The 23,655-nt window shown below is 64.1% G+C and carries 21 protein-coding genes; 12 read left to right on the forward strand and 9 right to left on the reverse strand.

Going from position 1 to position 23,655, the window contains the following annotated elements:
- Positions 1 to 118: 118 nt before the first annotated feature.
- Positions 119 to 307 carry a hypothetical protein gene (locus U4Y90_RS23855; RefSeq protein ID WP_321798234.1) on the reverse strand — a complete coding sequence of 63 codons (189 nt, stop codon included), beginning with the start codon at positions 305 to 307 and terminating at the stop codon, positions 119 to 121.
- 192 nt (positions 308 to 499) lie between these two features.
- Entirely contained in the window at positions 500 to 1,426 is a 927-nt protein-coding gene (locus U4Y90_RS23860; protein WP_321798235.1) for a LysR family transcriptional regulator, read from the reverse strand.
- Between the two features lie 150 nt (positions 1,427 to 1,576).
- On the opposite strand from U4Y90_RS23860, the gene speB reads away from it, so the two are divergent.
- The 4 genes from speB to betA all read left to right on the forward strand — a co-directional run bounded on the left by speB (position 1,577) and on the right by betA (position 7,447).
- Positions 1,577 to 2,551, forward strand: coding sequence for an agmatinase (gene speB, locus U4Y90_RS23865; protein ID WP_321798236.1), 975 nt, complete (start codon positions 1,577 to 1,579; stop codon positions 2,549 to 2,551).
- Positions 2,552 to 2,630: 79 nt separating this feature from the next.
- Complete coding sequence (locus tag U4Y90_RS23870) at positions 2,631 to 4,139, forward strand: aldehyde dehydrogenase family protein (RefSeq protein WP_321798237.1); 1,509 nt, start codon at positions 2,631 to 2,633, stop codon at positions 4,137 to 4,139.
- 45 nt (positions 4,140 to 4,184) lie between these two features.
- On the forward strand, positions 4,185 to 5,705 hold the full coding sequence (locus U4Y90_RS23875; protein WP_321798238.1) for a purine-cytosine permease family protein: 1,521 nt from the start codon (positions 4,185 to 4,187) through the stop codon (positions 5,703 to 5,705).
- A gap of 50 nt (positions 5,706 to 5,755) precedes the next feature.
- Positions 5,756 to 7,447, forward strand: coding sequence for a choline dehydrogenase (gene betA, locus U4Y90_RS23880; RefSeq protein WP_321798239.1), 1,692 nt, complete (start codon positions 5,756 to 5,758; stop codon positions 7,445 to 7,447).
- Between the two features lie 37 nt (positions 7,448 to 7,484).
- Here the strand turns inward: betA and U4Y90_RS23885 are convergent, their stop codons facing one another.
- From U4Y90_RS23885 to U4Y90_RS23895, 3 genes are all read right to left on the reverse strand, one after another.
- Positions 7,485 to 8,276 carry an SDR family oxidoreductase gene (locus U4Y90_RS23885; protein ID WP_321798241.1) on the reverse strand — a complete coding sequence of 264 codons (792 nt, stop codon included), beginning with the start codon at positions 8,274 to 8,276 and terminating at the stop codon, positions 7,485 to 7,487.
- A gap of 19 nt (positions 8,277 to 8,295) precedes the next feature.
- Positions 8,296 to 9,651: an MFS transporter gene (locus tag U4Y90_RS23890; protein WP_321798243.1), complete on the reverse strand. Its 1,356-nt coding sequence runs from the start codon at positions 9,649 to 9,651 to the stop codon at positions 8,296 to 8,298.
- Positions 9,652 to 9,758: 107 nt separating this feature from the next.
- Positions 9,759 to 10,697 (reverse strand): 3-keto-5-aminohexanoate cleavage protein, encoded by a 939-nt coding sequence (locus U4Y90_RS23895; RefSeq protein ID WP_321798245.1) that lies wholly within the window; start codon positions 10,695 to 10,697, stop codon positions 9,759 to 9,761.
- 328 nt (positions 10,698 to 11,025) lie between these two features.
- Between U4Y90_RS23895 and U4Y90_RS23900 the strand changes: the two genes are divergently transcribed.
- Entirely contained in the window at positions 11,026 to 12,057 is a 1,032-nt protein-coding gene (locus U4Y90_RS23900; protein WP_321798246.1) for an AraC family transcriptional regulator, read from the forward strand.
- Between the two features lie 10 nt (positions 12,058 to 12,067).
- Here the strand turns inward: U4Y90_RS23900 and bluB are convergent, their stop codons facing one another.
- A complete protein-coding gene (gene bluB / locus U4Y90_RS23905) occupies positions 12,068 to 12,742 on the reverse strand; it encodes a 5,6-dimethylbenzimidazole synthase (protein WP_321798247.1) in 675 nt (224 codons plus the stop codon).
- A 98-nt stretch (positions 12,743 to 12,840) separates the two neighbouring features.
- Here bluB and U4Y90_RS23910 point away from each other — a divergent pair, with 98 nt between their 5' ends.
- Complete coding sequence (locus U4Y90_RS23910; RefSeq protein WP_321798248.1) at positions 12,841 to 13,611, forward strand: DUF3047 domain-containing protein; 771 nt, start codon at positions 12,841 to 12,843, stop codon at positions 13,609 to 13,611.
- On the opposite strand, the gene chrA is transcribed toward U4Y90_RS23910, so the two are convergent.
- Positions 13,612 to 14,847, reverse strand: a complete 1,236-nt coding sequence (gene chrA / locus U4Y90_RS23915; protein WP_321798250.1) for a chromate efflux transporter — start codon at positions 14,845 to 14,847, stop codon at positions 13,612 to 13,614.
- 430 nt (positions 14,848 to 15,277) lie between these two features.
- Between chrA and U4Y90_RS23920 the strand changes: the two genes are divergently transcribed.
- Positions 15,278 to 15,571 carry a GYD domain-containing protein gene (locus U4Y90_RS23920; RefSeq protein ID WP_321798251.1) on the forward strand — a complete coding sequence of 98 codons (294 nt, stop codon included), beginning with the start codon at positions 15,278 to 15,280 and terminating at the stop codon, positions 15,569 to 15,571.
- Between the two features lie 12 nt (positions 15,572 to 15,583).
- Here U4Y90_RS23920 and U4Y90_RS23925 read toward each other — a convergent pair whose 3' ends face one another.
- Positions 15,584 to 16,240 carry a FadR/GntR family transcriptional regulator gene (locus U4Y90_RS23925; protein WP_321798253.1) on the reverse strand — a complete coding sequence of 219 codons (657 nt, stop codon included), beginning with the start codon at positions 16,238 to 16,240 and terminating at the stop codon, positions 15,584 to 15,586.
- Between the two features lie 183 nt (positions 16,241 to 16,423).
- On the opposite strand from U4Y90_RS23925, the gene U4Y90_RS23930 reads away from it, so the two are divergent.
- The 4 genes from U4Y90_RS23930 to U4Y90_RS23945 are packed head-to-tail and all read left to right on the forward strand — an operon-like array spanning position 16,424 to position 21,512.
- Positions 16,424 to 18,208 carry a gamma-glutamyltransferase family protein gene (locus tag U4Y90_RS23930; protein ID WP_321798255.1) on the forward strand — a complete coding sequence of 595 codons (1,785 nt, stop codon included), beginning with the start codon at positions 16,424 to 16,426 and terminating at the stop codon, positions 18,206 to 18,208.
- A gap of 27 nt (positions 18,209 to 18,235) precedes the next feature.
- Positions 18,236 to 19,645 carry an MFS transporter gene (locus U4Y90_RS23935; RefSeq protein ID WP_321798256.1) on the forward strand — a complete coding sequence of 470 codons (1,410 nt, stop codon included), beginning with the start codon at positions 18,236 to 18,238 and terminating at the stop codon, positions 19,643 to 19,645.
- Between the two features lie 14 nt (positions 19,646 to 19,659).
- Positions 19,660 to 20,202, forward strand: a complete 543-nt coding sequence (locus U4Y90_RS23940; protein ID WP_321798257.1) for a GAF domain-containing protein — start codon at positions 19,660 to 19,662, stop codon at positions 20,200 to 20,202.
- Entirely contained in the window at positions 20,199 to 21,512 is a 1,314-nt protein-coding gene (locus U4Y90_RS23945) for an MFS transporter (protein ID WP_321798258.1), read from the forward strand. Before U4Y90_RS23940 ends, U4Y90_RS23945 begins: the two co-directional genes overlap by 4 nt.
- 27 nt (positions 21,513 to 21,539) lie before the next feature.
- Here U4Y90_RS23945 and U4Y90_RS23950 read toward each other — a convergent pair whose 3' ends face one another.
- Positions 21,540 to 21,968 carry a hypothetical protein gene (locus U4Y90_RS23950; protein ID WP_321798259.1) on the reverse strand — a complete coding sequence of 143 codons (429 nt, stop codon included), beginning with the start codon at positions 21,966 to 21,968 and terminating at the stop codon, positions 21,540 to 21,542.
- A gap of 34 nt (positions 21,969 to 22,002) precedes the next feature.
- On the opposite strand from U4Y90_RS23950, the gene U4Y90_RS23955 reads away from it, so the two are divergent.
- Positions 22,003 to 23,532, forward strand: coding sequence for an ATPase (locus tag U4Y90_RS23955; protein ID WP_321798261.1), 1,530 nt, complete (start codon positions 22,003 to 22,005; stop codon positions 23,530 to 23,532).
- Positions 23,533 to 23,655: the final 123 nt, after the last annotated feature.

The raw sequence follows: 23,655 nt of genomic DNA on the forward strand, positions 1-23,655 counted from the left end.
ACTGACTGGCACCGCCGAAACCCTGTCGCCAGGCGGGAGGGCCAGTCATCGATTCCGCATCAATTGCGTCATTCGTTTCAGTTGAGCCATGCGCTCGGTCGCTTTGGCGCGGCGCCCGTCAAGGCGTTGGCGTATGCAGACGGCCGTCGTCGCCGAGCACGAGACCTTGCCACGTCGCGGGCTTGCCGGAGATTTCCCAGGCCAGAATCTGTTGCGGCGTTCTGCCGATGCCGCCACGCACGCTCGCGAGCGTCGCGCTGTCGAGTTCCTTCGTCGTGGGCAGGTCTTTGATGGTCAGTGCGCTCATCGTGGTCTCCTTCGGTGGCGTGGCCAGCCGGCCGGCGGGCTCGTGGCTTCAAAATGCACGGAGCATGCCAGGCGCGCGAAGCGCGTCGCGGCGGCACGATGCACGCGCCGCCGCCGCAAGGGGACCAACAATTGCTCGCGGAATGTTGGCCCGGAACACACCGCGATACGATCGCGTCGTCATGGTGGCGCGTCAGGCGTCGGGCGCGGGCGGCCGCATCGCCTCGTGACACGCCTGCAGATCGGCCATGAACGCCTTCAGGATCGATGGCACGGCCGCGCCGCGCCGCGTGATCGCGCAGAACGGCCACGCGCCGCCATAGCGCCCGGCGCAGATCCGCCGCATGTCGCCGCTCTCGACCCAGCGGGCCGCATAGTGATTGGGCAGAAATCCCACATACGTTCCCGACAGAATGAGGATGGCCTGCGCCTCGACGTTGTCGACGGTGGCCGCCGCCTTGCTCGCGCTCAGCATCCGCAGATCGTGCTGCTGAAAGTAGCCCCGCGCCACGATCCGGCTCTCCGCGATCTTCTCGGAGGACACGTCGGCATCGAACGCGCGCGCATAGAGCGGATTGCCCTTGCCGCAGTAGAGGCCGTCCGGTTCGGCGTAAAGCTCGGCGTAGCTCAGGCCCGGCACATGAATCGGAAAGTGGCCGATGGCCACATGGAGCCGGCCATCCAGCACGCGCTCCTCTAGCTCGGCGGGCGAGCCGACATAGACATCCACGTGCACGTCGTGTCCGCGCGACACGAACTTCTGCAGCGCATGCGGCAGCGGCGAGATCTTGTCCGAGACCGTATTGTCGATGGTCCCGAGATAGAGCTTTCCCGAGATGTGCTTCTTGAGCGCGTCGGTATCCATGCAAAACGCCTCCACGGCGATCTGCAGCCGCTGCGCCGCTTCGTAGGTCGCGATGCCATGCTCGGTCAGCCGGAAGCCGCCCCGCCCCCGTTCGCACAGCTTGAGACCGAGACGGGTTTCGAGCGTCGTCATCTGCTCGCTGATGGTCGACTGGCTGACGTTCAGGCTCGCCTGCGCGGCCGAAAATCCGCCGCATCGCACCACGGCCATGAACACCCGCAATAGCTTGAGGTCCACGTCCTGCAACTGGGTCATCGGGTTGCGCCTCCCTGCGCCGTTGCTTCGGAAATTCCGATGTGAATATCCGATACTCGTGATTTTTACGCCCGCCGTTCCTGTTCATAGTTTCTCAAAACAACGCGCAGGCCCAGCCTGCGGTCCATCTTGACAGAACAGGAGATGCAGATGCAGGGCAACAGCTATGAATCCGGGCGGCTCAATCTGCCGTTCGTCGGTCATTGCACCTTCGCGAAGTCGCCGGTGTGCCTCGACTGGAACCGGATCGACGCCGATGTGGCGATCCTCGGCGCGCCGAACGACATGGGCACGCAGTGGCGCTCCGGCGCACGCTTCGGGCCGCGCAGCATTCGCGAGGCGTCGACGCTGTTTTCATTCGGGCACGCGGGCGCCTACGACCACGAAGACGACGTGCTGTATCTGAGCCGCGACCAGTTGCGCATGGTCGACGTCGGCGATGCCGATATCGTGCACACCGACATGGCGAGCAGCAACGCGAACATCGAGCTCGCGGTGCGCAAGATTCTCGCGTGCGGGGCGATGCCCGTGACACTGGGCGGCGACCATTCGATCCACGCGCCGGTGATCAAGGCGTTCGAAGGGAAGGGACCGATTCATATCATCCACTTCGACGCGCATCTGGACTTCGTGGACGAGCGTCACGGCGTGCGCTACGGGCACGGCAATCCGCTGCGGCGCGCCTCGGAGATGGCGCATATCGTCGGCATGACGCAGCTCGGCATTCGCAACGTGTCGTCGTCCAACCGTGACGACTACGACGCGGCGCGCCGTGCGGGTTCGGAGATCCTGTCGGTGCGCGACGTGCGCCGGCTCGGCACCGAAGGCGTTCTCGCGCGGGTTCCCGAAGGCGCGGCCTACTATATAACCATCGACATCGACGGCTTCGACCCATCCATCGCGCCCGGTACGGGCACGCCGAGCCACGGCGGCTTCCAGTACTACGAGGTGCTCGAAATCATCCAGGCGCTCGCCCGACGCAGCCGTGGAAACATCGTAGGAATGGACCTCGTCGAAGTCGCCCCCGCCTACGATCCCGCCGGCGTCACGCCGATTCTCGCCGCTCAACTGCTGATGAATTCGATCGGCTTCATCTTTCACGAGCGCAGCAAGGCCAGACGATAGAAGACGCGCCTGCAACCTGGCAGTTCACATCGACATTCACGGGGCTCGCCTTCGAAGCCCCGGATATCAGGAGACGACGTTGGATACCCTTGTCAGCAACTATCTGGCGCAGTTCGGCGTTCAGGAAGCCACCGCGCGCTTTCTGAACAAGCCGCAGAAAATGTTCATCGGCGGCGAGTGGGTGCCGGGCGCCGCGGGCGAGACCCTCGATGTGGTCGAGCCATCGACCACGGGCCTCATCACGCAGATTCCGCTCGCCACGATCGAAGATCTGGACCGCGCGGTGCGCGCGGCGCGTGCGCAATTCGACGGCGGTCCGTGGCGCAAGCTCAAGCCGCTCGAACGGGAGCGTCTGCTGCATCGGCTCGCCGATCTGATCGAAGCCAACGCGACCGAGCTCGCGGAGATCGAATCCATCGACATGGGCAAGTCCGCCTCGCAGGCGCGGGATGTCGATGTGCAAGGCACCATCGACACATTCCGCTACTTCGCCGGCTGGGCGTCGAAGCTGCATGGGCGCACCGTCGAGCCGTCGCTGCCCGGCGACTATGTCGCCTATACGCGCAAGGAGCCGGTCGGCGTGGTCGGCATCATCGTGCCGTGGAATTTCCCGCTGCAGACCATGGCGTGGAAACTCGCCGCCGCCCTCGCCGTGGGCTGCACGGCCGTCATCAAGCCGGCCGAGCTCACGTCGCTGTCGACGCTGCGCTTCGCCGAACTGGTGCAGGAAGCGGGCATCCCCGAAGGCGTCGTCAATGTCGTGACGGGACGTGGCGCCGTGATCGGCGCGGCGCTCGCGCGTCACCCCGGCATCGACAAGCTCACCTTCACCGGCTCGACCGACGTGGGGCGCAACGTGGGACAGGCGGCCGTGAACGATATCCGCCGCGTGACGCTGGAACTCGGCGGCAAGTCGCCGGTGCTCGTGCTCGACGATGCAGACGTCGACGCCGCCGCGCGCGCCGTCGCCAACGGCATGTTCTTCAACTCGGGCCAGGTGTGCGACGCCGGCACGCGCGTGTATGTGCAGCGCAAGATCCACGAGCGCTTTCTCGCGGCGCTCGTCGACTACACACGCACGCTGAAGATCGCGCCCGGCCTCGATCCCGATTGCTTCATCGGTCCGCTGGTGTCGGCGCAGCAGAAGGAACGCGTGACCGCGTATATCGACATGGGGCGGCGGGAAGGGGCCGAGCTCGTCTACGGCGGACGCAGGCGGGATGAAGCCGGGTACTTCGTCGAACCCGCGATCTTCGCCCATTGCCGCAACGCGATGAAGATCGTCCGCGAAGAGATCTTCGGGCCCGTGCTGGTGAGCTCGCCCTTCGACGACCTGAGCGAAGCCGTGCAGCTCGCCAACGACTCCCCCTACGGTCTCGCCGCGGCCATCTACTCGAACGACGTGAATCGCATCCACACGCTGGTGCCGCAACTGCGCGCGGGCAGTGTCTACGTGAACGCGCACAGCACGATCGACCCGGCGATGCCGTTCGGCGGATTCAAGGAATCGGGCTTCGGCAAAGACCTCGGGATGGAGCAGCTCGACCATCTGACCGAGACGAAGGCCGTCTGGATCACGTTGCACTGAGCGCTTTTCCCTCTCACGGCATCAGCTTACTGATCGAGGTATGCGATGAAATCGTATGAAAGCGCCGCGGACGCACACGCGCAGACGGGCGAGCACGGAGCGATAGAAGGTCATTCGATCGACTTCATTCCGGAACACGAACGAACGGACCGGCTGTCCCGTCAGGGCCCCTTCTGGTTCCTCGGCAACTTCACCTTCTTCACGATGACGATAGGCTTCGTCGGGCCGAGCGTGGGCCTCACGTCGTGGTGGACGACGGTCGCCGGCACGCTCGGCATCATGTTCGGGACGCTGTTCATGGCGTTCCACGGCTCGCAGGGCCCGCATCTCGGCTTGCCGCAGATGATCCAGTCGCGCGCGCAGTTCGGCTATCGCGGCGTGGTTCTGGTGTTGCTCGCCACCTTGTTCGTCTTCGCGGGCTTCAATATCGTCAATCTCGTGTTGATGATGCAGGGCCTCAAGACGCTGTTCGGCTGGGATCCGTTCAGCATCGCTCTCGCGGTCACCGTGCCCGCATCGGTGCTCGCCGTGCTCGGCCACGACTGGATGCATCGCAGCTTCAAGTGGGCGCTCTATCTGTCGCTGCCGCTGTACGGGCTCGTCACCGTCGCCGTGCTGATGCACTGGGTTCATGACGTTCCGGCGCCGGCCTTGGCCGCGGGCGCAAGTGCCCCGGCGCCGCTCGGCTTCAACTGGACGGGATTCATCGCCCAGTTCGCGGCGGCCGCGAGCTACAACATCGCCTACGCGCCCTATGTGTCCGACTACTCGCGGTATCTGCCGAAGAACACGCCGGGCGACAAGCTGATCGCGGCGGTGTTCGTGGGCGCATCGCTGTCGGGCGCGTGGATGATCGCCGTCGGGGGCTGGCTCGCCGATCACCTGCATGCAAGCGATGTGCTCGTCGCGCTCAACCAGGTGGGCAGCGATCTCGCGCCGGGGCTCGGCAGCGTGCTCGTCGCGATCACGATACTCGCGTTCCTGCCCGTGATCGCGATGAACATCTACAGCGCGAAGCTGACGGCCATCACCGGCGTCGATTCGTTCAGGAAGCTGCGGCCGACGGTCAGCACGCGCATCGTCGCGGTGCTCTTCGTCGTGTGCCTGCAGCTCGGCGTGGCGTTGAGCATCTACACGTCGGGCAAGGGACTGTCGGTGCTGAACATCTATCTCGTCGTGATGCTCTACTTCCTCGTGCCGTGGACGGCGGTCAACCTCACCGACTATTTCTTCGTCCGCAAAGGCCGCTATGCGATCCTGCACTTCTTCATGCCGCACGGCAGCGTGTACGGCGCGTGGGGTGCGCGTGGCCTGGTTTCCTATGCCATCGGCTTCGCCGCGATGATCCCCTTCTTCTGCATCTTCGATGGTCAGGATGCGGTCTACGTCGGCCCGCTCGCCCGGACCATCGGGAGTGTCGATCTCGCATGGCTGGTCGGACTGCTCGTGTCAGGCATCGCGTACTTCCTGCTCGCGCGCTCGCTCGACATGAGAAAGGAAGAGGCGGTCATCGATCACATCGAAAGAACGCTGCCCCAGTACACGACAGGCGACAAGCGCTTCTAGCCCGACGCGTCATCCACGATTGCAGAAACTGGAAAAGATCAGGAAACGATATGTCCACCGATCAATACGATTACATCATCGTCGGCGCGGGTTCGGCCGGATGCGTGCTGGCCAACCGCCTCACCGAAGACCCGTCCGTGCGCGTGCTCGTGCTGGAGTACGGCGGCAGCGACCGCAGCATCATCATCCAGATGCCGAGCGCCTTCTCGATGCCGATGAACACGAAGAAGTACAACTGGAAGTACCAGACCGCGGCGGAGCCGCATCTCGACGGACGCCAGCTGCATTGTCCGCGCGGCAAGGTGCTGGGCGGTTCCTCGTCGATCAACGGCCTCGTCTATATTCGCGGCCACGCATACGACTTCGACGAATGGGAATCGCTCGGCGCGCGCGGCTGGGGCTACGCGAACTGCCTGCCGTATTTCCGGCGCGCGGAGAGCTACAAGTTCGGCGGCGATCTGTATCGCGGCGAGAGCGGGCCCTTGTCGACGAACAACGGCAACAACATGCGAAACCCGCTCTACGGCGCATGGGTCGAAGCGGGCGCGCAGGCGGGCTACATCAAGACGGACGATTGCAACGGCTACATGCAGGAAGGCTTCGGCGCGATGCACATGACCGTCAAGGACGGCGTGCGCTGGTCCACCGCCAACGCTTATCTGCGACCGGCGATGACGCGGCCCAATCTGCACGTCGTGACCCATGCGATGACGCGCCGGGTGCTGGTCGAAGGCAAGCGCGCGGTCGGCGTCGTCTACGATCAGGGCGGCGTGAGCCATACCGCGCGTTGCCGCGCCGAGGTGCTGATCTCGTCGGGGCCGATCGGCTCGCCTCATCTGCTGCAACGTTCCGGCATCGGCCCGGCAGAGGTGCTGCGCCGCGCGGGCATCGACGTGCGGCACGATCTGCCCGGTGTCGGAGAAAGTCTGCAGGATCATGCGGAGATCTATATCCAGTACGCGTGCAAGCAGCCGGTCACGCTCAACAGCAAGATGGACCCGTTCAGCAAGTTCATGATCGGACTGCGCTGGCTGCTGTTCAAGGACGGGCTCGGCGCCAGCAACCATTTCGAAGCGGGCGGCTTCATTCGCTCGGAAGCGGGTCTGCGCTGGCCGGACATCCAGTTCCATTTCCTGCCGGCGGCGATGCGCTATGACGGCGACAAGCCGCTCAAAGGCCACGGCTTCATGGTGCTCACCGGACCCAACAAGCCGAAGAGCCGGGGGTACGTGCGCGTGAGCGCCGCGGACCCTTACGTGCATCCCGAGATTCGCTTCAACTACCTGGAACGCGAGGAAGACCGCGAAGGGTTCCGGCGTTGCGTGCGTCTCACGCGGGAAATCATCGCGCAGCCGGCGATGGACCCGTTCCGCGATGTCGAGCTCGCGCCGGGGCCGGATGTCCGGACGGACAGTGAGATCGACGCCTTCGTCCGCGCCAATCTGGAAAGCACGATGCACCCGTGCGGTTCGTGCAGGATGGGCGAAGACGCGATGGCCGTGGTGGACTCCGAACTGCGCGTGCGTGGCATGGAGGGGCTGCGCGTGATCGACTCGTCGGTCTTCCCGACCGAACCGAACGGCAACCTGAACGCACCCACGATCATGCTGGCCGAACGGGCCGCCGATCTGGTCAAGGGGATTCCGGCGCTCGACCCTTCGCACGCGGAAGTGGGGCTCGCGGAAGGTTGGGAATCACGGCAGCGCAGCCATCAGCCCAGACGCAAGCTGCATCATGTGTGAATGATGCCCCCCGGCTCGCCGCAGCCGGGTCATTTGCTCAGAGATACTCCACGTTGCCGTCGACGCTGATCGCCTGCCCCGAAATGTGCCGCCCTGCCGGTGATGCCAGAAACAGCGTCATCGCGGCGATATCGTCGACGGTCACCATGCGGCGCAGCGAGATCTTCTGCAGGTACTGCTCCTTCATGTCATCGAAGCCGACGCCTGCCGACTCGGCTCGCGCGGCGATGACCTTGTCCATCCGTTCGCCCTGCACGACGCCGGGCAATACGGCATTGACCCGGATGTTGGCCGGGCCGAGTTCGATGGCCAGCGACTTGACCAGCCCGACGATCGCCCATTTCGTCGACGCATAGGGCGTTCGGAACGCATAGCCCAGCCGGCCGGCGACGGAGGACATCGCGATGATGCCGGGACAATCCGACGTCTCCTTCAGCAACGGCACGGCGCGGCGGAGGAAGTAGTATTGGCTGTTGAGATTCGTCGCGACGGTTCGCTCCCAATCGTCCGGATCGATGGTCTCGATCCCGCCGGTCGGACCCGCGATTCCCGCATTGTTGATGAGCAGATCCAGTCCGCCGAGTCTGAAACGCGCGTCTTCGACGACACGATCGACATGCTCGCGAATGCTCACATCGGCGACGCCGGCGTGCAGCTTCGGGTTTCCTTCCTTGGCGCGATCGACAGCCGACTGGTTCACGTCGCAAATATAGACTTGCGCGTCCGCTTGTACGAATGCGTCCGCGATGGCCGCGCCGATGCCGGACGCCGCGCCCGAGATGAGCACGCGCAGGCCGGGCCTTGGCTTCAGAAGCTCGAATGTATTCATGTGTCGCACCATCGAATGGTCAGCTTTTGCGGGCGTTCAACGTGCCGGAGGCTTCCGCGCCGCCGGCGGGACGCTCCGCCGCGCGGATCGATTTCGCGAGCAGCGGCACCAGCAACAAGCCCAGCACCGACGCGGCCACGACGACGTTGAAGCCCGAGTCGCTTCTGCCGGTCATCGTCTCGGCAAGCCCGAACAGGTAGGGTCCGACGAAGCCGCCCAACAGGCCGATCGTGTTGATGAACGCCAGGCCGGCGGCCGCCTGCACGCCCTGCAAGCGCTTCATCGCGACGGCCCAGTAAGACGGCAGGATGCCGCCCGCGAAGAAGCCGGTGACACCGAGCAGCGTGATCTGCACCGCCTGATTCCGGGTGGCGATGAACGCACACGCACTGACGACAACGCCCGCTGTCAGCACGCCGAGGAAGCCACATTCGTTGCTCACACGGCGATGAATACGCGGCAGCGTCAAGACGCCGATCAGAAACCCGATGCCGACACTGCTCGACAACACGCCGACGAGAATCGGCGACGTCACATGCATCTGCGCGACGATCGATGGCGTGAAGAAGTACAGGCCGACGAACGCCACCTGGTTCAGGAAGTAGATGAGCGCGATGAGAACGGTGGTCGGGCGCTTGAGGGCCGAGAGCCAGTCCGCGGTGGTGAGTTCCGCGTGGCCGTGCGTGTCGATGACGGCATGCGTCTCGAGCGCCTGCGCTTCCTGCGGGGACAGCCACTTGACCTCGGACGGCCGGTTCGGCAGCTTGAAAAACAGCACGACGCCCAACACGATGGTCGGCAAGCCTTCCAGCAGGAACATCCACTGCCAGCCGTGCAGACCGCCGATGCCGCCGAGTTGCATCAGCCCCGCGCCGAGCGGGTTCCCGATGATGAGCGCGACCGAAGGCGCCGTGTAGATCCATCCGACGGCGACCGCCCGGTCTTTGGGCGCGAACCAGAGCGTCACCATGTACATCAGCGCCGGAAAGAGGCCCGCTTCGGCGATGCCCAGCAGCACGCGGAGAGCGTAGAACGACCACTCGCCCTGCACGAACATCATGGCGGTGGATAGCGCGCCCCACGTCACCGCGATGCGCGAAATCCAGGCGCGAGGACCGACCCGATGAGCGGCCAGATTGCTCGGAACTTCGAGCAGGGCATAACCGATGAAAAAGATTCCCGCGCCCAGTCCGTAGGCCGCGGCACTGATGCCGAGGTCCGCGGCCAGCGCGCTCTTCGCCAGCGCCACGTTCGTGCGGTCGATGAACGATAAAAAGTAGATTGCGCACATCAAGGGAATCAGCCTTGCCATTGCCTTGCGCGTCGCAAGCCAATGTGTCTGTCCCAAGCTATGGTCAACAGTAGCGGCAGTCATGACGTCTCCAGAAATTTAAACTGCTCTTCGCTTCTCATATGCGCCCGATGCGCGGGCGCATGCGAAAGGTGATCGGGCCCGCGCGCATCGCGCGAAAGACCCTTTGCTCAAAGACAAACGTGATCGCGTCCCTTGAGCCCGAGGATGGCCCGCGCATCGGCTGGCGTCGCGATATCGAAAGACAGCTCTTCGAGAATGCGGCGAATCTTGCGAACCTGCTCGGCATTCGATTTCGCCTTCACGCCGCGCGACAGGTAGACGCTGTCTTCGAGTCCCACGCGCACATTGGCGCCCATGATCGCGCCCATCGTCACCAGCGACATCTGATGACGGCCCGCGCCGAGAATCGAGAGCCGGTAGTTTTCGCGCCCGAACAGACGGTCGGCCGTCGAGCGCATGACGGCAAGATTCTCCGCGTCCGGGCCTATGCCGCCGAGAATGCCGAAGACGGACTGGATGAAGAACGGCGGCTCGATGAGTCCGATGTCGATGAAATACGCGAGGTTGTACAGATGCCCCACGTCGTAGCACTCGAACTCGAAGCGCGTGCCGTAATCGCGAAACTCGGTGAGGATGTTCCTGATATCGCGGAAGGTGTTCCGGAAGATCATGTCCTCCATGCCTTCGACATATTCCTTTTCCCAGTCGAACCGCCACGAAGCCATCTTCGCCGCGACGGGATGCAGGGAAAAGTTCATCGAGCCCATGTTCAACGAGCACATTTCCGGCCGGGCGACGCGTGCGTAAGCGAGGCGCTCGTCGAGCGTCATGCGCGTGCTGCCGCCCGTCGAAATGTTGATCACCGCGTCGGTCTCCGCCGCGATCGCGGGAACGAACTGCCTGAAGACCTCGGGCGACGGCGTCGGGCGGCCGTCTTCAGGATTGCGCGCATGCAGGTGAAGAATCGCCGCGCCGGCCTCCGCGGCCTCCAGTGCCTGACGCCGGATGTCATCGGGTGTCAGCGGCAGATGCTCCGACATCGACGGCACATGGGCCGACCCGGTAACCGCGCACGTGATGATGACTTTGTTGCTCGAATTGCTCATTCAATGTCCTTCCAGATGCAGCTCGACGGGCGAGCGTCGGCAATGCCGCGGCGCGCCTGGCCGATGGCCAGCGAACGGCGGATGCGGTTGAAATGTCGGGGGGGTGACGCCCGACGCACACGTCGGCGTCGAAGGCCGGCCGGCGACTATGCCGGCGGCGCGGAAAGGGCGTGATGTCGATGTCGCATACCTGTCTCCGATGGGTGCGCGAGTCGCACGATCGCAATGCTGACCCGTCTCTTGTTACGCAAATAGTAGTGGGATACGATCCATCGCGTAAGGTCTTATTCGGACAAGGTGATGTCCCCGCAGGACACGAGGAGGCGCGATGTCGTCGAAATTTCCGTTATTGAACGAGCGCATTTACGCGCCCTACAAGATCGCGGCGTTGGTGGAAGTGCTCGCGGAGCAAGGGATTGCGCCTGAGGACAGTCTGGAGGGAAGCGGCGTCGCGCCCGGCCAGATTTACGATGCGTCCGTCATGACTTCCGTCCGGCAATACGCGGCGGTCTGCCGGAACGCCGTCGCCATGTCCGCTGATCCGCGCACTCCGTTCAAGACCGGAGCGCGCCTGCATCTGGCCGCTTATGGGATGTACGGGTACGCGCTGATGTCGTGTCTTTCGCTGCGAGACTACTTCCGGCTCGGCGTCAAATATCATCGACTCGCCACGCCCACGCTCACCATCGAGTGGCGCGAGCATCCCGACACTTCTGTGTGGACGTTTCCCGATGCGTTCTCGTCGCAATTGCCGCACGACGTGCAGCAGTTTCTGCTCGAACAGCAGTACACGCAGCACGTGACGCACTTGCAGGATGTCGCGGGCAAGCGCTGTCCGCCCATGCAGGCGCGCTTCTCGTATTCCGCGCCGCCCCATGCCGCGATATACCCCGAGTATCTCGGTTGTCCGTGCGAGTTCGACGCGGACGAATGCCAGCTCATTTACGACAGCGCGATACTCGAGGTCAAGCCTCATCTGGCCGACAGGCACTCCGCGGCGCTTTTGCAAGAGACATGCGACAGACTCATCGGACAGGCGAAGACATCGACCGGTGTTTCCGGAGAGGTCTATCAGGTCCTGATGCGCAAGCCCGGCGAGTTTCCGGGCATGGAGACCGTCGCCAGCGCATTGAAGATGACGAGCCGGACGCTGAGACGACGCCTCGAGTCGGAAGGCACGTCGTTCGTCGCCATCGTCGACGATGTCCGGTGCTCGCTCGCCACCGAGTATCTGAAGACGACGAAGCTCAGCACCGACGATGTCGCCATGTTGGTCGGCTTCACGGACACCGCCAATTTCCGCAGGGCGCTCAAGCGCTGGACGGGCAAGGGGCCAGCGGAAATACGGGAGCAGCAGTGACCATCGGCGATCACGGCGATGCGGCGTCCAACGAACTCGATACCGGCTCCGGCCAGGTATTTTCGAAGACGCACTCCGCCCTCGTGCGACGCGCCGCCCAACCTTCGGTCTCGAGCATCGGCGCATCGTAGTAGCGTTGCACGTGCCCTACGCAAAGAATCGCGACGGGTCGCGCGCCGGCTGGCATCTTGAGAAGCGCGGCAACCTCCGCCGGATCGAACAGGGAGACCCAGCCCATTCCCAGTCCCTCGGCGCGCGCGGCGAGCCACATGTTCTGAATCGCGCACGCCACCGATGCGAGATCCATCTCGGGAAGCGTGCGTCGTCCGAAGACATGGTGCTCGCGGCCGTCCATGAGCGCCATCACCAGCACCTCGGCACACTCGCGCAAGCCTTCCACCTTGAGCCGCATGAACGAATCGCGCCGCTCGCCGAGCGCATCGGCGGTCAGCACGCGCTCACGCTCGACCGCGTCCCGCAACCGCGCGCGAAGATCCGCACACGTAATGCGCAGCACGCGCCACGGCTGCATGAAGCCGACGCTCGGCGCGTGAAGCGCGGCGTCGATGAGACGCTGCATCACATCCGGCGAAACCGGATCGCTCGAAAAGTGGCGCATGTCGCGACGTTCGTAGATGGCGCGGTAGACGGCTTCCCGATCCGCCTCGCTAAAAGCTTTTTCCATGGATATCGACAGAGAGTAAATTTGCGCGGCAGGCCGCGAAGTCCTTCGGATGCATCCCGCTACAATGGACAACAGCAACCGGCCGAATGAGGCTAGCCATGCATCTTCCTTTCACTCCGAAAACGCACAGGCGAACTGCCAGATTTCTCGAAGCCGCTCTCTTCAGCGTGCTCCTGCTTTCGCCGCTCTCCATTCTTGCCCAGAATGCAAGTCCGGGTATCAGCTTTTCGACGTCGGAGGCCGGCGCATCACTGCCGGCAGGATGGAAGAATCTGCCGGTCGTAAAGGGAAAGCCGATGACGCGTTATACGCTGGTCCAGGATGGCCGCACGACCGTCCTCCAGGCAGACGCGGATCGGTCGGCTTCCGCGCTGATGCATGAGGGCAATATCGACCTGAACGACACGCCGGTCGTGAGCTGGCGCTGGAAGGCGGAAGGCCCGATCGAGGGCGCCGACAATCGCACCGGATCGAAGGAAGACTCGCCCGCGCGACTCGTGTTCGTCTTCGACGGCGACAAAAGCAAGCTGTCGCTTTACGACCGGGCCAGCATGGAAGTCGCGAAGCGCGTGGGTGGACAGGACCTGCCCTATGCGACGCTGATGTATATCTGGTCGACCTCGGCCGCGCCCGGCAGTGTCATCCCCAACCCGCACACCGGGCGTGTCCAGATGATCGTCGTCTCGGGTCGGCCCGGCGACGCGGGTCAGTGGCAAAGCCTGCGCCGCAACATCGTGGAGGACTATGAGAAGGTCTTTCATGAAGCGCCGGGACGGATCACCGGCTACGGCCTGCTCACCGACACCGACAATACGGCAACGACTTCCCGCGCCTGGTATGGCGACATCCGCTTCATGCCCGACAAGTGATCACTTCAATATCGCTTCGGCAACGCCAGCGAGCGCACAGACCGCGACCACCACGAGCGGCGAGATCTTCCAGCGCGTCAGGAGACAAAAGCCGATCGTCGCGATAGCGAAGTCGATCGCCGAGTGCACTGCGCTGGTCCAGACGGGCGAGTAGAACGCTGTCGCCAGCAGGCCGACGACGGCGGCGTTCACGCCGGACAGGACTGCCCCCATCGACGACCTGGCTCGCAATGCTTGCCAGTAGGGCAGCGCCGCGATGACGAGCAGCAGCCCGGGCAGAAAAATGCCTGCAGTGGCGAGCAACGCCCCGATCCAGTGATGTGGCGTCTCCGCCATGACCCAGCCCAGAAAGGCGGCGAACGTGAAGAGCGGGCCGGGCACTGCCTGTGCGGCACCGTAACCCGCGAGAAAATCGTTCGACGATACCCAGCCCGTTGCGACCGTTTGCTGTTGAAGGAGCGGCAAGACCACATGGCCGCCGCCGAAGACCAGCGCCCCCGAGCGATAGAAGCCGTCGAACACGCTGATCGCGCGGCCAGCGCCCGTTTGCGCCAATGCCGGAAGCCCGAAGAGCAGGACGCAGAAGAGCATCAGCGCGACGCCTCCCGCCGTGCGGGAGATACGGAATTCATGCGTATCGGCTTGTCTGCCGGTCTTGCTCGCCAATGCCGGGGTTCGGCAGAGGATGAAGCCGAGCGCCGCGCCCAAGGCAATCACGATGAGTTGTGCGTACACGGTCGTCAGGACACTGAGAACCGCGAGCGCAACAAGAGCGATGAGCGCACGGTGGCGATCCGGACAAAGGCGCCGCGCCATGTCCCACACCGCTTGCGCCACGACCGCGACCGCGACGATTTTCAGACCATGAATCAGCCCTGCTCCGACCGGACCGCGCAGGCTCGGCGCGACGGCCGCGAACGCGAGCAGCAGCAAGACGGAGGGCAGCGTGAATCCGAACCATGCGGCAAGCCCGCCGAGCCACCCGGCCCTCAGCAGTCCAATGGAAAATCCGGCCTGGCTGCTGGCAGGCCCCGGCAGGAACTGGCATAGCGCCACCAGATCTCCGAACGACTCGTCATCGAGCCATCGACGTCGCTCGACGAACTCGCGGCGAAAATAACCCATATGAGCAATGGGGCCGCCGAAACACGTCAGCCCCAGCCTGAGAAAGACCGCAAGCACTTCAAGCGCGCTCCCGCTCCGGGCTCGGCTCGATGCATTCATACCCGTTTCCATGGAATCCTTAAATTCGGTGATTGAAGCCTGGCCTCTGCTCACAGGTTACGTGCCCGTCGATGCACGGAAGACTTCGTTACTTATATCGAGGCGGTCTACATCCATATCATCCGACATCGTCCGCATGTGCGATCGGCTCTATCCGGCGCATGGCATCGCCTATACTTCTCAGGCAGTCACTCAGCCCGATGCCGCGCGGCAGCCGCGAGACAGGAAATGCGGCGCGACACGCAACCGGGCGATATCGATTCGCGGCCATTCTTGACGCCGGCGCTCATCCCTCTGCGCCATTGCCGCCCTGTCCTGCTTTCCTCTTTGCTCCTTTATGCACGCATAGAAAACGCCGCGCGCGCTGCCGCGTTCGTCTTTCCATAGCGAATGCCGACACGCCGAATGTGCCGCAACTCCACTTTCCATCGACGAGGTCAACATGGCCACTTACATCATGCTGCTCAACTGGACCGATCAGGGCGTGCGCACCGCCAAGGACACGGTCAACCGGGCGCGCGCATTCCGCGAAGCCAGCAAGGCAATGGGCGTCACCGTGGGGACGCTGCACTGGACACTAGGTTCATACGATCTGGTCGTCTCGCTCGATTCGCCCGACGACGAAACCACGACGCGTCTCGGCCTCGCGCTCGCCGCGCAAGGCAACGTCCGCTCGTCGACGATGCGCGCATTCGGCGAAGACGAGATGGAACGTATCGTCGGCGGATTGAAGTAGCGCCGGATACGCTCATTCCCGTTGCGACGGTATCCGCCACTGCACGTTCAGCAGATGGTCGCGCATGCGCGCGGCCGCCGTCGCGCCGTCGCGATCGATCATCGCCTTCACGACGGCCTGATGCTGCTCCGCGAAATGCCGCCGCGTATCCTGATCGGCGGTTTTTTCGCGCGCGGTCGGCTTCATGCGCATGCCGTTGACCACTTCCATCAACGCGATGATGGCCGGATTGCGCGTGGCCTGCGCGATGAGCAAGTGAAAGCGATGATCCCACTGCTGCCACTCGTCGTCGTCCTTCGCCGTGGCGTTGCGGCGCGCGCATTTCTCCAGTTCAGCGAGATCGTCGGGACTCGCCTTGCGCGTCGCCAGTTCGACGAACGCCGGTTCGAGCACCAGCCGCATCTCCGCGATATCCGCCGGGCTCGATCCCGCATTCAGGCTGCGTAGCGACGCCGAAAACTTCAGCGGACGCGCGCCCAGATACGTGCCGCGCCCGACGCCGCGCCACACCCGCCCCGCCGCTTCCAGCGACGCCAGCGCGCCGCGCAGATCGCGCCGGCTCATGCCGAGCGCTTCGGCGAGGCCGCGCTCGGGCGGCAGCGCATCGCCTTCCTTCAGATTGTGCTGCGCGACGTAGTCGAGCAGCTTGTCGAGCGCGGGCTTTTCCATGATCCCAATCCGAACCAATTAGTATTGGTTCACTTTAGCAGATAGAGCGCCAGGCGACGACGGATTGCTTTACTTTTTCTGGTGGCGTACGCTGGCTGAACATTTCGATTTCGCCTGGCGTCGCGCGTTTCGAATTCAATTCGAACCAATCATAATTGGTTCACGCAAAAACGGACGAGAGCAATGAGCTTCACGACACGACCCGAACTGATCGGCACCTTCGGCATGGTGGCGTCGACGCACTGGCTCGCCAGCGCGTCCGCGATGGCGGTGCTCGAAAAAGGCGGCAACGCGTTCGACGCCGCGGCGGCGGCGGGCTTCGTGCTGCAAATCGTCGAGCCGCATCTGAACGGGCCGGGCGGCGAGTTGCCCGCCGTGTTCTACAGCGCGAAGGAAGACCGCGTGCGCGTACTGTGCGGCCAGGGCGTGACGCCCGCCGCGATGACCATCGAGCGGATGAAGGACATGGGCCTCGCCGTGATGCCCGGCACCGGTTTGCTGCCCGCCGTCGTGCCCGGCGCGTTCGGCGGCTGGATGACCTTGCTGCGCGACTATGGACAGTTGCCGCTCGCGGACGTGCTGAGCTATGCCATCGGTTATGCGGAGCACGGCTATCCGGTGCTGCCGCGCATGGCGTCGTCGATCCTCGCGATTCAGGATTTCTTCAAAAGCGAATGGCGCACATCCGCGGAGCAATGGCTGCGCGACGGCGAAGCGCCACGGCCCAATCATCTGTTCGCGAACCGGGCCATCGCGGAGACATACAAGCGCATTCTGCGCGAGGCGAACACGCGCGGCGATCGCGCGGAGCAGTGCGAACGTGCGCGCATCGCGTTTTATCGCGGCTTCGTCGCGGATGCGATCGATCAATACTTCCGTTCGACAGACGTGCTCGATACATCGGGTCAGCGCAATCGCGGCCTGCTCGATGCAGCCGATCTCGCGCGCTGGGAGCCGACTTACGAAGACGCCGCCTCCTACGAATACGAAGGCTTCGTGGTCCACAAGACGGGACCGTGGGGACAAGGTCCGATGTTCCTGCAACAACTCGCGTTGCTGAAGGGTTTCGATCTCGCGAGCATGGACCCGCTGGGGCCGGACTTCGTGCATACGGTCATCGAATGCGCGAAGCTCGCGTTCGCCGACCGCGACGTCTTCTACGGCGACCCGAACTTCTCCGATGTACCCATCGACACGCTGCTCAGCGACGCATACAACGACGCCCGCCGCCGGCAAATCGATCCGCGCCGCGCCTCGTTCGAATTCCGTCCGGGCAGGCTGCTCGACAGCGAGGCGCGCGCCGCGAAAATCCTCGCCAACGCGGGCCGCCAGCAGCCGGGCGGCTTCGGCCAGGGCGAACCGACTTTCGCGCCGCTGCCCGAGTTGCGCGGCGACACGGTGCATCTCGATGTCGTCGACCGCTGGGGCAACATGGTGTCGGCGACGCCCTCGGGCGGCTGGCTTCAGGCATCGCCCGCGGTGCCGGGACTGGGCTTCAACGTGACCACGCGCGGCCAGATGTTCTGGATGGAAGAGGGCCTGCCTTCGTCGCTCGGACCGGGACGCCGCCCGCGCACCACGCTTTCGCCGACGCTCGTGACGAAGGACGGCAAGCCGTACGCCGCGCTCGGCACGCCGGGCGGCGATCAGCAGGATCAATGGTCGCTGCAACTGCTGCTGCGGCACGCGCACTTCGGCATGAACCTGCAGGCCGCCGTCGATGCGCCATCGTTTCAGACCGCGCATTTTCCCGGCTCGTTTTATCCGCGCGACATCCAGCTCGGCAAGATGTCGGCGGAGGGCAGCTTTCCTCAAGCGACGCTCGACGCACTGCGCGCACGCGGCCACGAGCTCACGGTCGCGGAGCCGTGGTCGCTCGGGCGCGTGTGCGCCGTGGGCATCCGCAACGGGCTGATGCGCGGCGCCGCCACGCCGCGCCAGATGCAGGCTTACGCGATCGGGCGCTGACCCGGAATTCATCGGAGAACATCGATCATGTCCGCTGTCGCCGCCCGCCTCGAACGGCTGCCGCCATCCGGCTTTCACCGCAAACTGCTGATCATCGGCGGACTCGGCTATATGTTCGACGGCCTCGATTCGTCGTCGCTCGCGTTCCTGCTTCCGGTCGTCAGCAAGCTATGGAGCCTGACGAGCGCGCAGACCGGACTCGTCGCGAGCAGCACGTATATCGGCTATTTCTTCGGCGCGTTTCTGTCCGGCGTGCTCGCGGACATCATCGGCCGCCGGCGCATCATGATGAGCGCGCTCGCAATCTATTGCGTCGCCTCGCTCGCGAGCGCCACCGCGAACGACTGGCATACCTTCTTCGCATGGCGCATCGTCGCGGGCTTCGGCTCCGGCGCGGAAACCGTCGTGATCGCGCCGTTTCTCGCGGAGTTCGTGCCGCGACGCTATCGCGGCATGTTCTGCGGCGCGCTGGTCGGCTTCATGTCGTTCGGCTATCTGAGCTCGTCGATTCTCGGCTATACCGTCGTGCGCAATTTCCCGGACGGCTGGCGCTATCTCGCGGTCATCACGTCGCTGCCCGTGGTGATGCTGCTGTGGTGGCGTCGCACGCTGCCCGAATCGCCGCGCTGGATGGAAAGCCAGGGCCGCGTCGATGAGGCCGGCGGCATCGTCGACGGCATCGAGGCGTGGTATGCGCAACGCAGCATCGCGCTCGCCCCGCTGTCGGCCGTGGGCGCGATTCCGTCCGCCGCGAAGAGCAGCGGCAGCGCGTTGCAAAACGTGAGGACGCTATGGGGCAAGCGCCTCGCGGGCACGACGGCCGTGAGCTGGCTGATGTGGTTCGCCGTGGCGTTCGCGTATTACTCGTTCTTCTCGTGGATCCCGAGCTTGCTCGTCAAGGAGGGGCTCACGATCACGAAGAGCTTCGGCTTTTCCATCGCCATCTACGGCGCGCAGATTCCGGGCTATTTCTCGGCGGCGTGGCTCAACGAGAAGATCGGCCGCAAGGGCGTGGTGGCGTCATACATGACGCTCGGCGGCATCGCGGCGATCATGCTGTCGCTCTCGCATACCGGCGCGCAGATCATGGCGGCGGGCATCTGCCTGTCGTTCTTCATGAACGGCGCGTTCGCGGGCGTCTATGCGTATACGCCGGAGATTTTCCCGACTTCGGTGCGTGCGACGGGCACCGGATCGTCATCCTCGTTCGGGCGCATCGGCTCGGTGAGCGCGCCGATTCTCGTCGGCATCGTGTATCCGTCGTTCGGCTTCTTTGGCGTGTTCGCGATGACCACCGCCGTGCTGCTCGCAGGCGCGTGCGTCGTGTTCTTCCTCGGCATCGAGACGCGCAATCGCTCGCTCGAAGACATCGAAATCAACGGCGCGCTCGAAGGCGACGCGCGCGATCGACTCGCTCCCACCAATCTGCGCGGCTAGGCCATTTCATCATCATGCGAGACACGCAAGCACGCACGACACGCCCGTTGCAACTGAACGACCTGCAGCGGCTCGCGCGCGCGATGCGCGAGCCCGCGCAGCCGGCGACGCTGTTCGACGCGGTCGCGGCCGTCGCAGCCGAAACGATCGGCTTCCGGCTCTTCACCATCATGGCCTACGACGCGCGCAATCACGAAGTGGAGCGCGTCTTCACCAACATGCCCACGGTCTATCCGAACGGCGGCCGCAAAAAGAAGCACGGCACCGCCTGGGCGACGCAAATCCTCCTGGAATTGCAGCCGTTTCGCGGCGAGACCGCGCATGACATCCGCAATGCGTTCGACGATCACATGACCATGGCGAACCTGGGCCTGGGCTCGATCCTCAACATACCGATCGCCTATGACGGCGAATGCATCGGCACGATGAACCTCACGCATGTGGAGCACTGGTACACGCGCGAGCACGAAGACGCGGGCATGCTGCTCGGGTCGTTTCTCGCGCCCGCGCTGGTCTCCCGCTTGCCGCTGCTCGCCGATGAGGAACCGCGTCCGTGAATCGAACTTCTCCTGAAACCGGGCGCTGGCTGATCGTCTTCGCGCTGGGTTATCTCGCGCTGCTCGTCGACGGCGCCGACGTCATGATGTACGGCCTCACGCTCACGCGCATCAAGAGCGAATTCGGTCTCACCAATGTCGAGGCGGGCGCGCTCGGCAGCCTCACGCTCGTGGGGATGGCGGTGGGCGGCATCCTCGGCGGCTGGGCAAGCGATGCGCTCGGACGCGTGCGCGTCGTCGTGTGGGCGCTCGCGCTGTTTTCGCTCGGCGCGGGCCTGCTCGGACTCACGCACACCTTCGCGCAGTTCGCGCTCGTGCGCTTCGTCAGTTCGCTCGGGATCGGCTGCATGGTGCTCGTGAGCACGCTCGTCGCCGAATATGTGCCGACCGGGCGGCGCTCGCTGATCCTCGGCGTCCTGCAGACCGGCATCTCGGCGGGCTATATCGTCGTGATCGCGCTCGCCAACTGGATTCTGCCGAACTACGGCTGGCGCATGCTCTTCTATGTCGCGACGATTCCGGTCGTGTTGGCGCTGGCGATCCACCGGTTCGTGCCCGAACCGCCCGGCTGGCGCGCGAGCGCCGCGATGCGGCAAGGCGCGCCGCGCGTGCGCCGCACCTGGCGCGAGAACCGCTACTACCTGATCTTCTCGGATCCCGAAGCACGCAAGATGTTCATCCTGTGGGCGCTCGCATCGGTGTTCGCGCTGTCGGGCTTCTACGGGCTGAACAACTGGCTGCCGACCTATCTGGAGAAGGAACTGCACGTGCGTTTCGGTTCGATGGCGGGCTACATGATCGGCACCTATGTCGTCGCCTTCGTGGGCAAGATCGTCGCGGGCTGGCTCGGCGACGTGTGGAGCCGGCGTGGCGTGTACGTGCTCGGCTGCATCGGCGCGGCGCTGTTCCTGCCGGTCATCGTCTTCTTTCACACGCGCGAGAACATCGTCTGGCTGATGCTGTTCTTCGGCTTTCTTTACGGCGTGCCGCTCGGCACGATCGGCGCGTTCATGTCGGAGAGCTTCGCCACGCGCATTCGCGGCACGGCGGTCGGCGGCTCGTATAACGTGGGACGCTTTTGCTCGGGCGCGGCGCCTGTCGTGATCGGCTATATCGCCACGCAGTTCACGTTCGGCGTGAGCTTTCTGCTGGTCGGCGCGGTGTTCTTTCTGAGCGGCATCTGCACATTGTTCATTCCGGACCGCCTCTATGACACGAGCGCGCGGGAACCGGAAGATTCCGGCCCGCCGACGCCCGCCTGCGACGCAACCGCCGACGACAGCGCAGCGCAAGCGCTGAATCCGCGCTGATGACACGCTAGCTCCCGATGCCGTGGATCATCGGTATTTTTGCCCGCGTTCGTCCACGACACCACTGAAAACGCGATTCGCGATTTCCGCGGCCGTACGGCATTCACCCGTCGCGGTGCGCTTTGCCGCCCGGCAATTCGGAAAATTAATGATTGACGTCCTCATACGAAAAGGCTGAAGCTTCCGGAAACACTCCGTAATACAGCTTTCAGTCTGATCGCGCGCTGAAAAGATATTTCCTTCCGCCATGTGCCCGATTGCATGGTCTCGATAAACGGAGAGCGAAATGAGAAGGATCAGAGGGCTGGTGTTGGCACTTTCTTCAGGAGTATTGATTAGTGCCTGCGGTGGCGATGCGGGGTCCGACACCCCAGGCACCAACGCGAAGAACGTTGCCGGACAATCGATGACGCTGACGGAAGCCTCGAGCAAGGGATACGCGCTGTCGACCGTCATATGGAGCCGCGTTCCTATCGGCGTATGCTGGGATTTGAACAACGCCGATTTCGCGCGCTACGCCGCGCAACGCAACTGGAGCCGCCTCGCGGTCCAGGAAACCTGGGAGCAGTATTCAGGCGCCAAATTCACCGGCTGGCAGCAGTGCACGAACGCTCGGGACTACTACGGAATACGAATCACGGTCGAAGACAGCGCGGAAACCGGGCCGCATACCATCGGCCTCGGCGCGATGCTGAACAACGAGGTGGGCGGCATGGCGCTCAACTTCACGTTCAGGAACTGGAGCCAGAGTTGCCAGGGGCGCGAGGAATACTGCATCCGCCGCGTCGCCGCGCACGAATTCGGTCATGCGCTGGGCTTCGCGCACGAGCAGAACCGGCCCGACACGCCGTCGACGTGCAAGGAGCCCGCGCAAGGCGTGAGCGGCGACACGATGATCGGCGCGTGGGATCTCGCGTCGATCATGAACTACTGCAATCCCGAATGGAACGGCGACGGCAAGCTGAGCGTCACCGACATCGAGATGGCGCAAAAGTATTACGGGCCCCCGCCGCTCACCCGGACCGTGTACACGCTGACGCGCGCCCAGGCCCCTGCACGCGTGACCGCGTACGATTTCGCGTCGCGCGCCGTGAAGGCGTCGATCGATCTGTCGTTGACGGGCGACTACACACGCGTCGATCAGATGTTCGCGAGCGCGGACGGCAAGCGGCTGCACGTGCTGATGGAAAGAAGCGCGACGTCGGTCGATCTCGCCACCATCGACACCGCAACCAACGCGGTTCTGCATGTCACGTCGATCGGCCCTCTGCTGACGGCCATCACCGGCTATAGCCTCCAGCCTGCGCTGAGCGGAAATCAGGTGTATGTGTCGAGCAGGAACGTCATCAGCGTCATCGACGCGGACTCCGGGGCGATGGTCAGGCAACTGGTGCTGCCGAAAGACTTCAGCCTCATCAGGATAGCGACGGCCAGCGACGATGCCGAACACCTCTACGCGCTGGCGAACGAGCCGGGGTCGAGGCTGGAAGTCTTGCGCATCGAAACGGCGAGCGGGTTGATCACCGGCGGCTTTCCGGCAGGCGCGGCGCCCGGCACGACCCGCGATCAGTTCGCCGTGACCCCCGACGCGAAAAAGGCCTACTTCCTCAGCTTCGCGTCGCCTGCTGCACAGGGCAATCTCACGGAAATGGATCTGGAGAGCGGCATCGCGCACGTGCTCACCGATCTGCCGGAAAAGAACCCGAAATTCCTCACGGCCATCAATAATCAGCGCATTCTTTTCGCCGATGATAACGACGCGAGCCCGAGTTCCGTCATCCTCTATGATGCGACGAGCAAAACCCGGTCGACCTTGCTGACCTCGCCGACGATGATCGCCTCGCTTCAGTACGAGCCGAAAACCCGGTCCATGCTTCTCGAGCAAAGCGGCATCTGGTCCGTCAATCAGTTGAAGCAGCGGGCGGACGGCACGTATCGAGACATCGACCTCGGACTCCGGTCGTTCACGAGCGGTTCGGTGTACGGCGGCGTCGCGCCGTTCGTATTCGTGGCGCGTTGATCAGCATGCGAGCCGGCCCCGACGATTCGAGGCCGGTTTGTGCTCTCGCGCCCGCCGGTGGTTTGAAGATGGCGCGGCCAGTGGCATCATTGCCATGTGAGCAGGCACGTTCGCGCGGCACTG

Source organism: Caballeronia sp. J97 (genome assembly GCF_905220305.1).
In the GTDB taxonomy this organism is placed as follows: Bacteria; Pseudomonadota; Gammaproteobacteria; order Burkholderiales; family Burkholderiaceae; genus Caballeronia.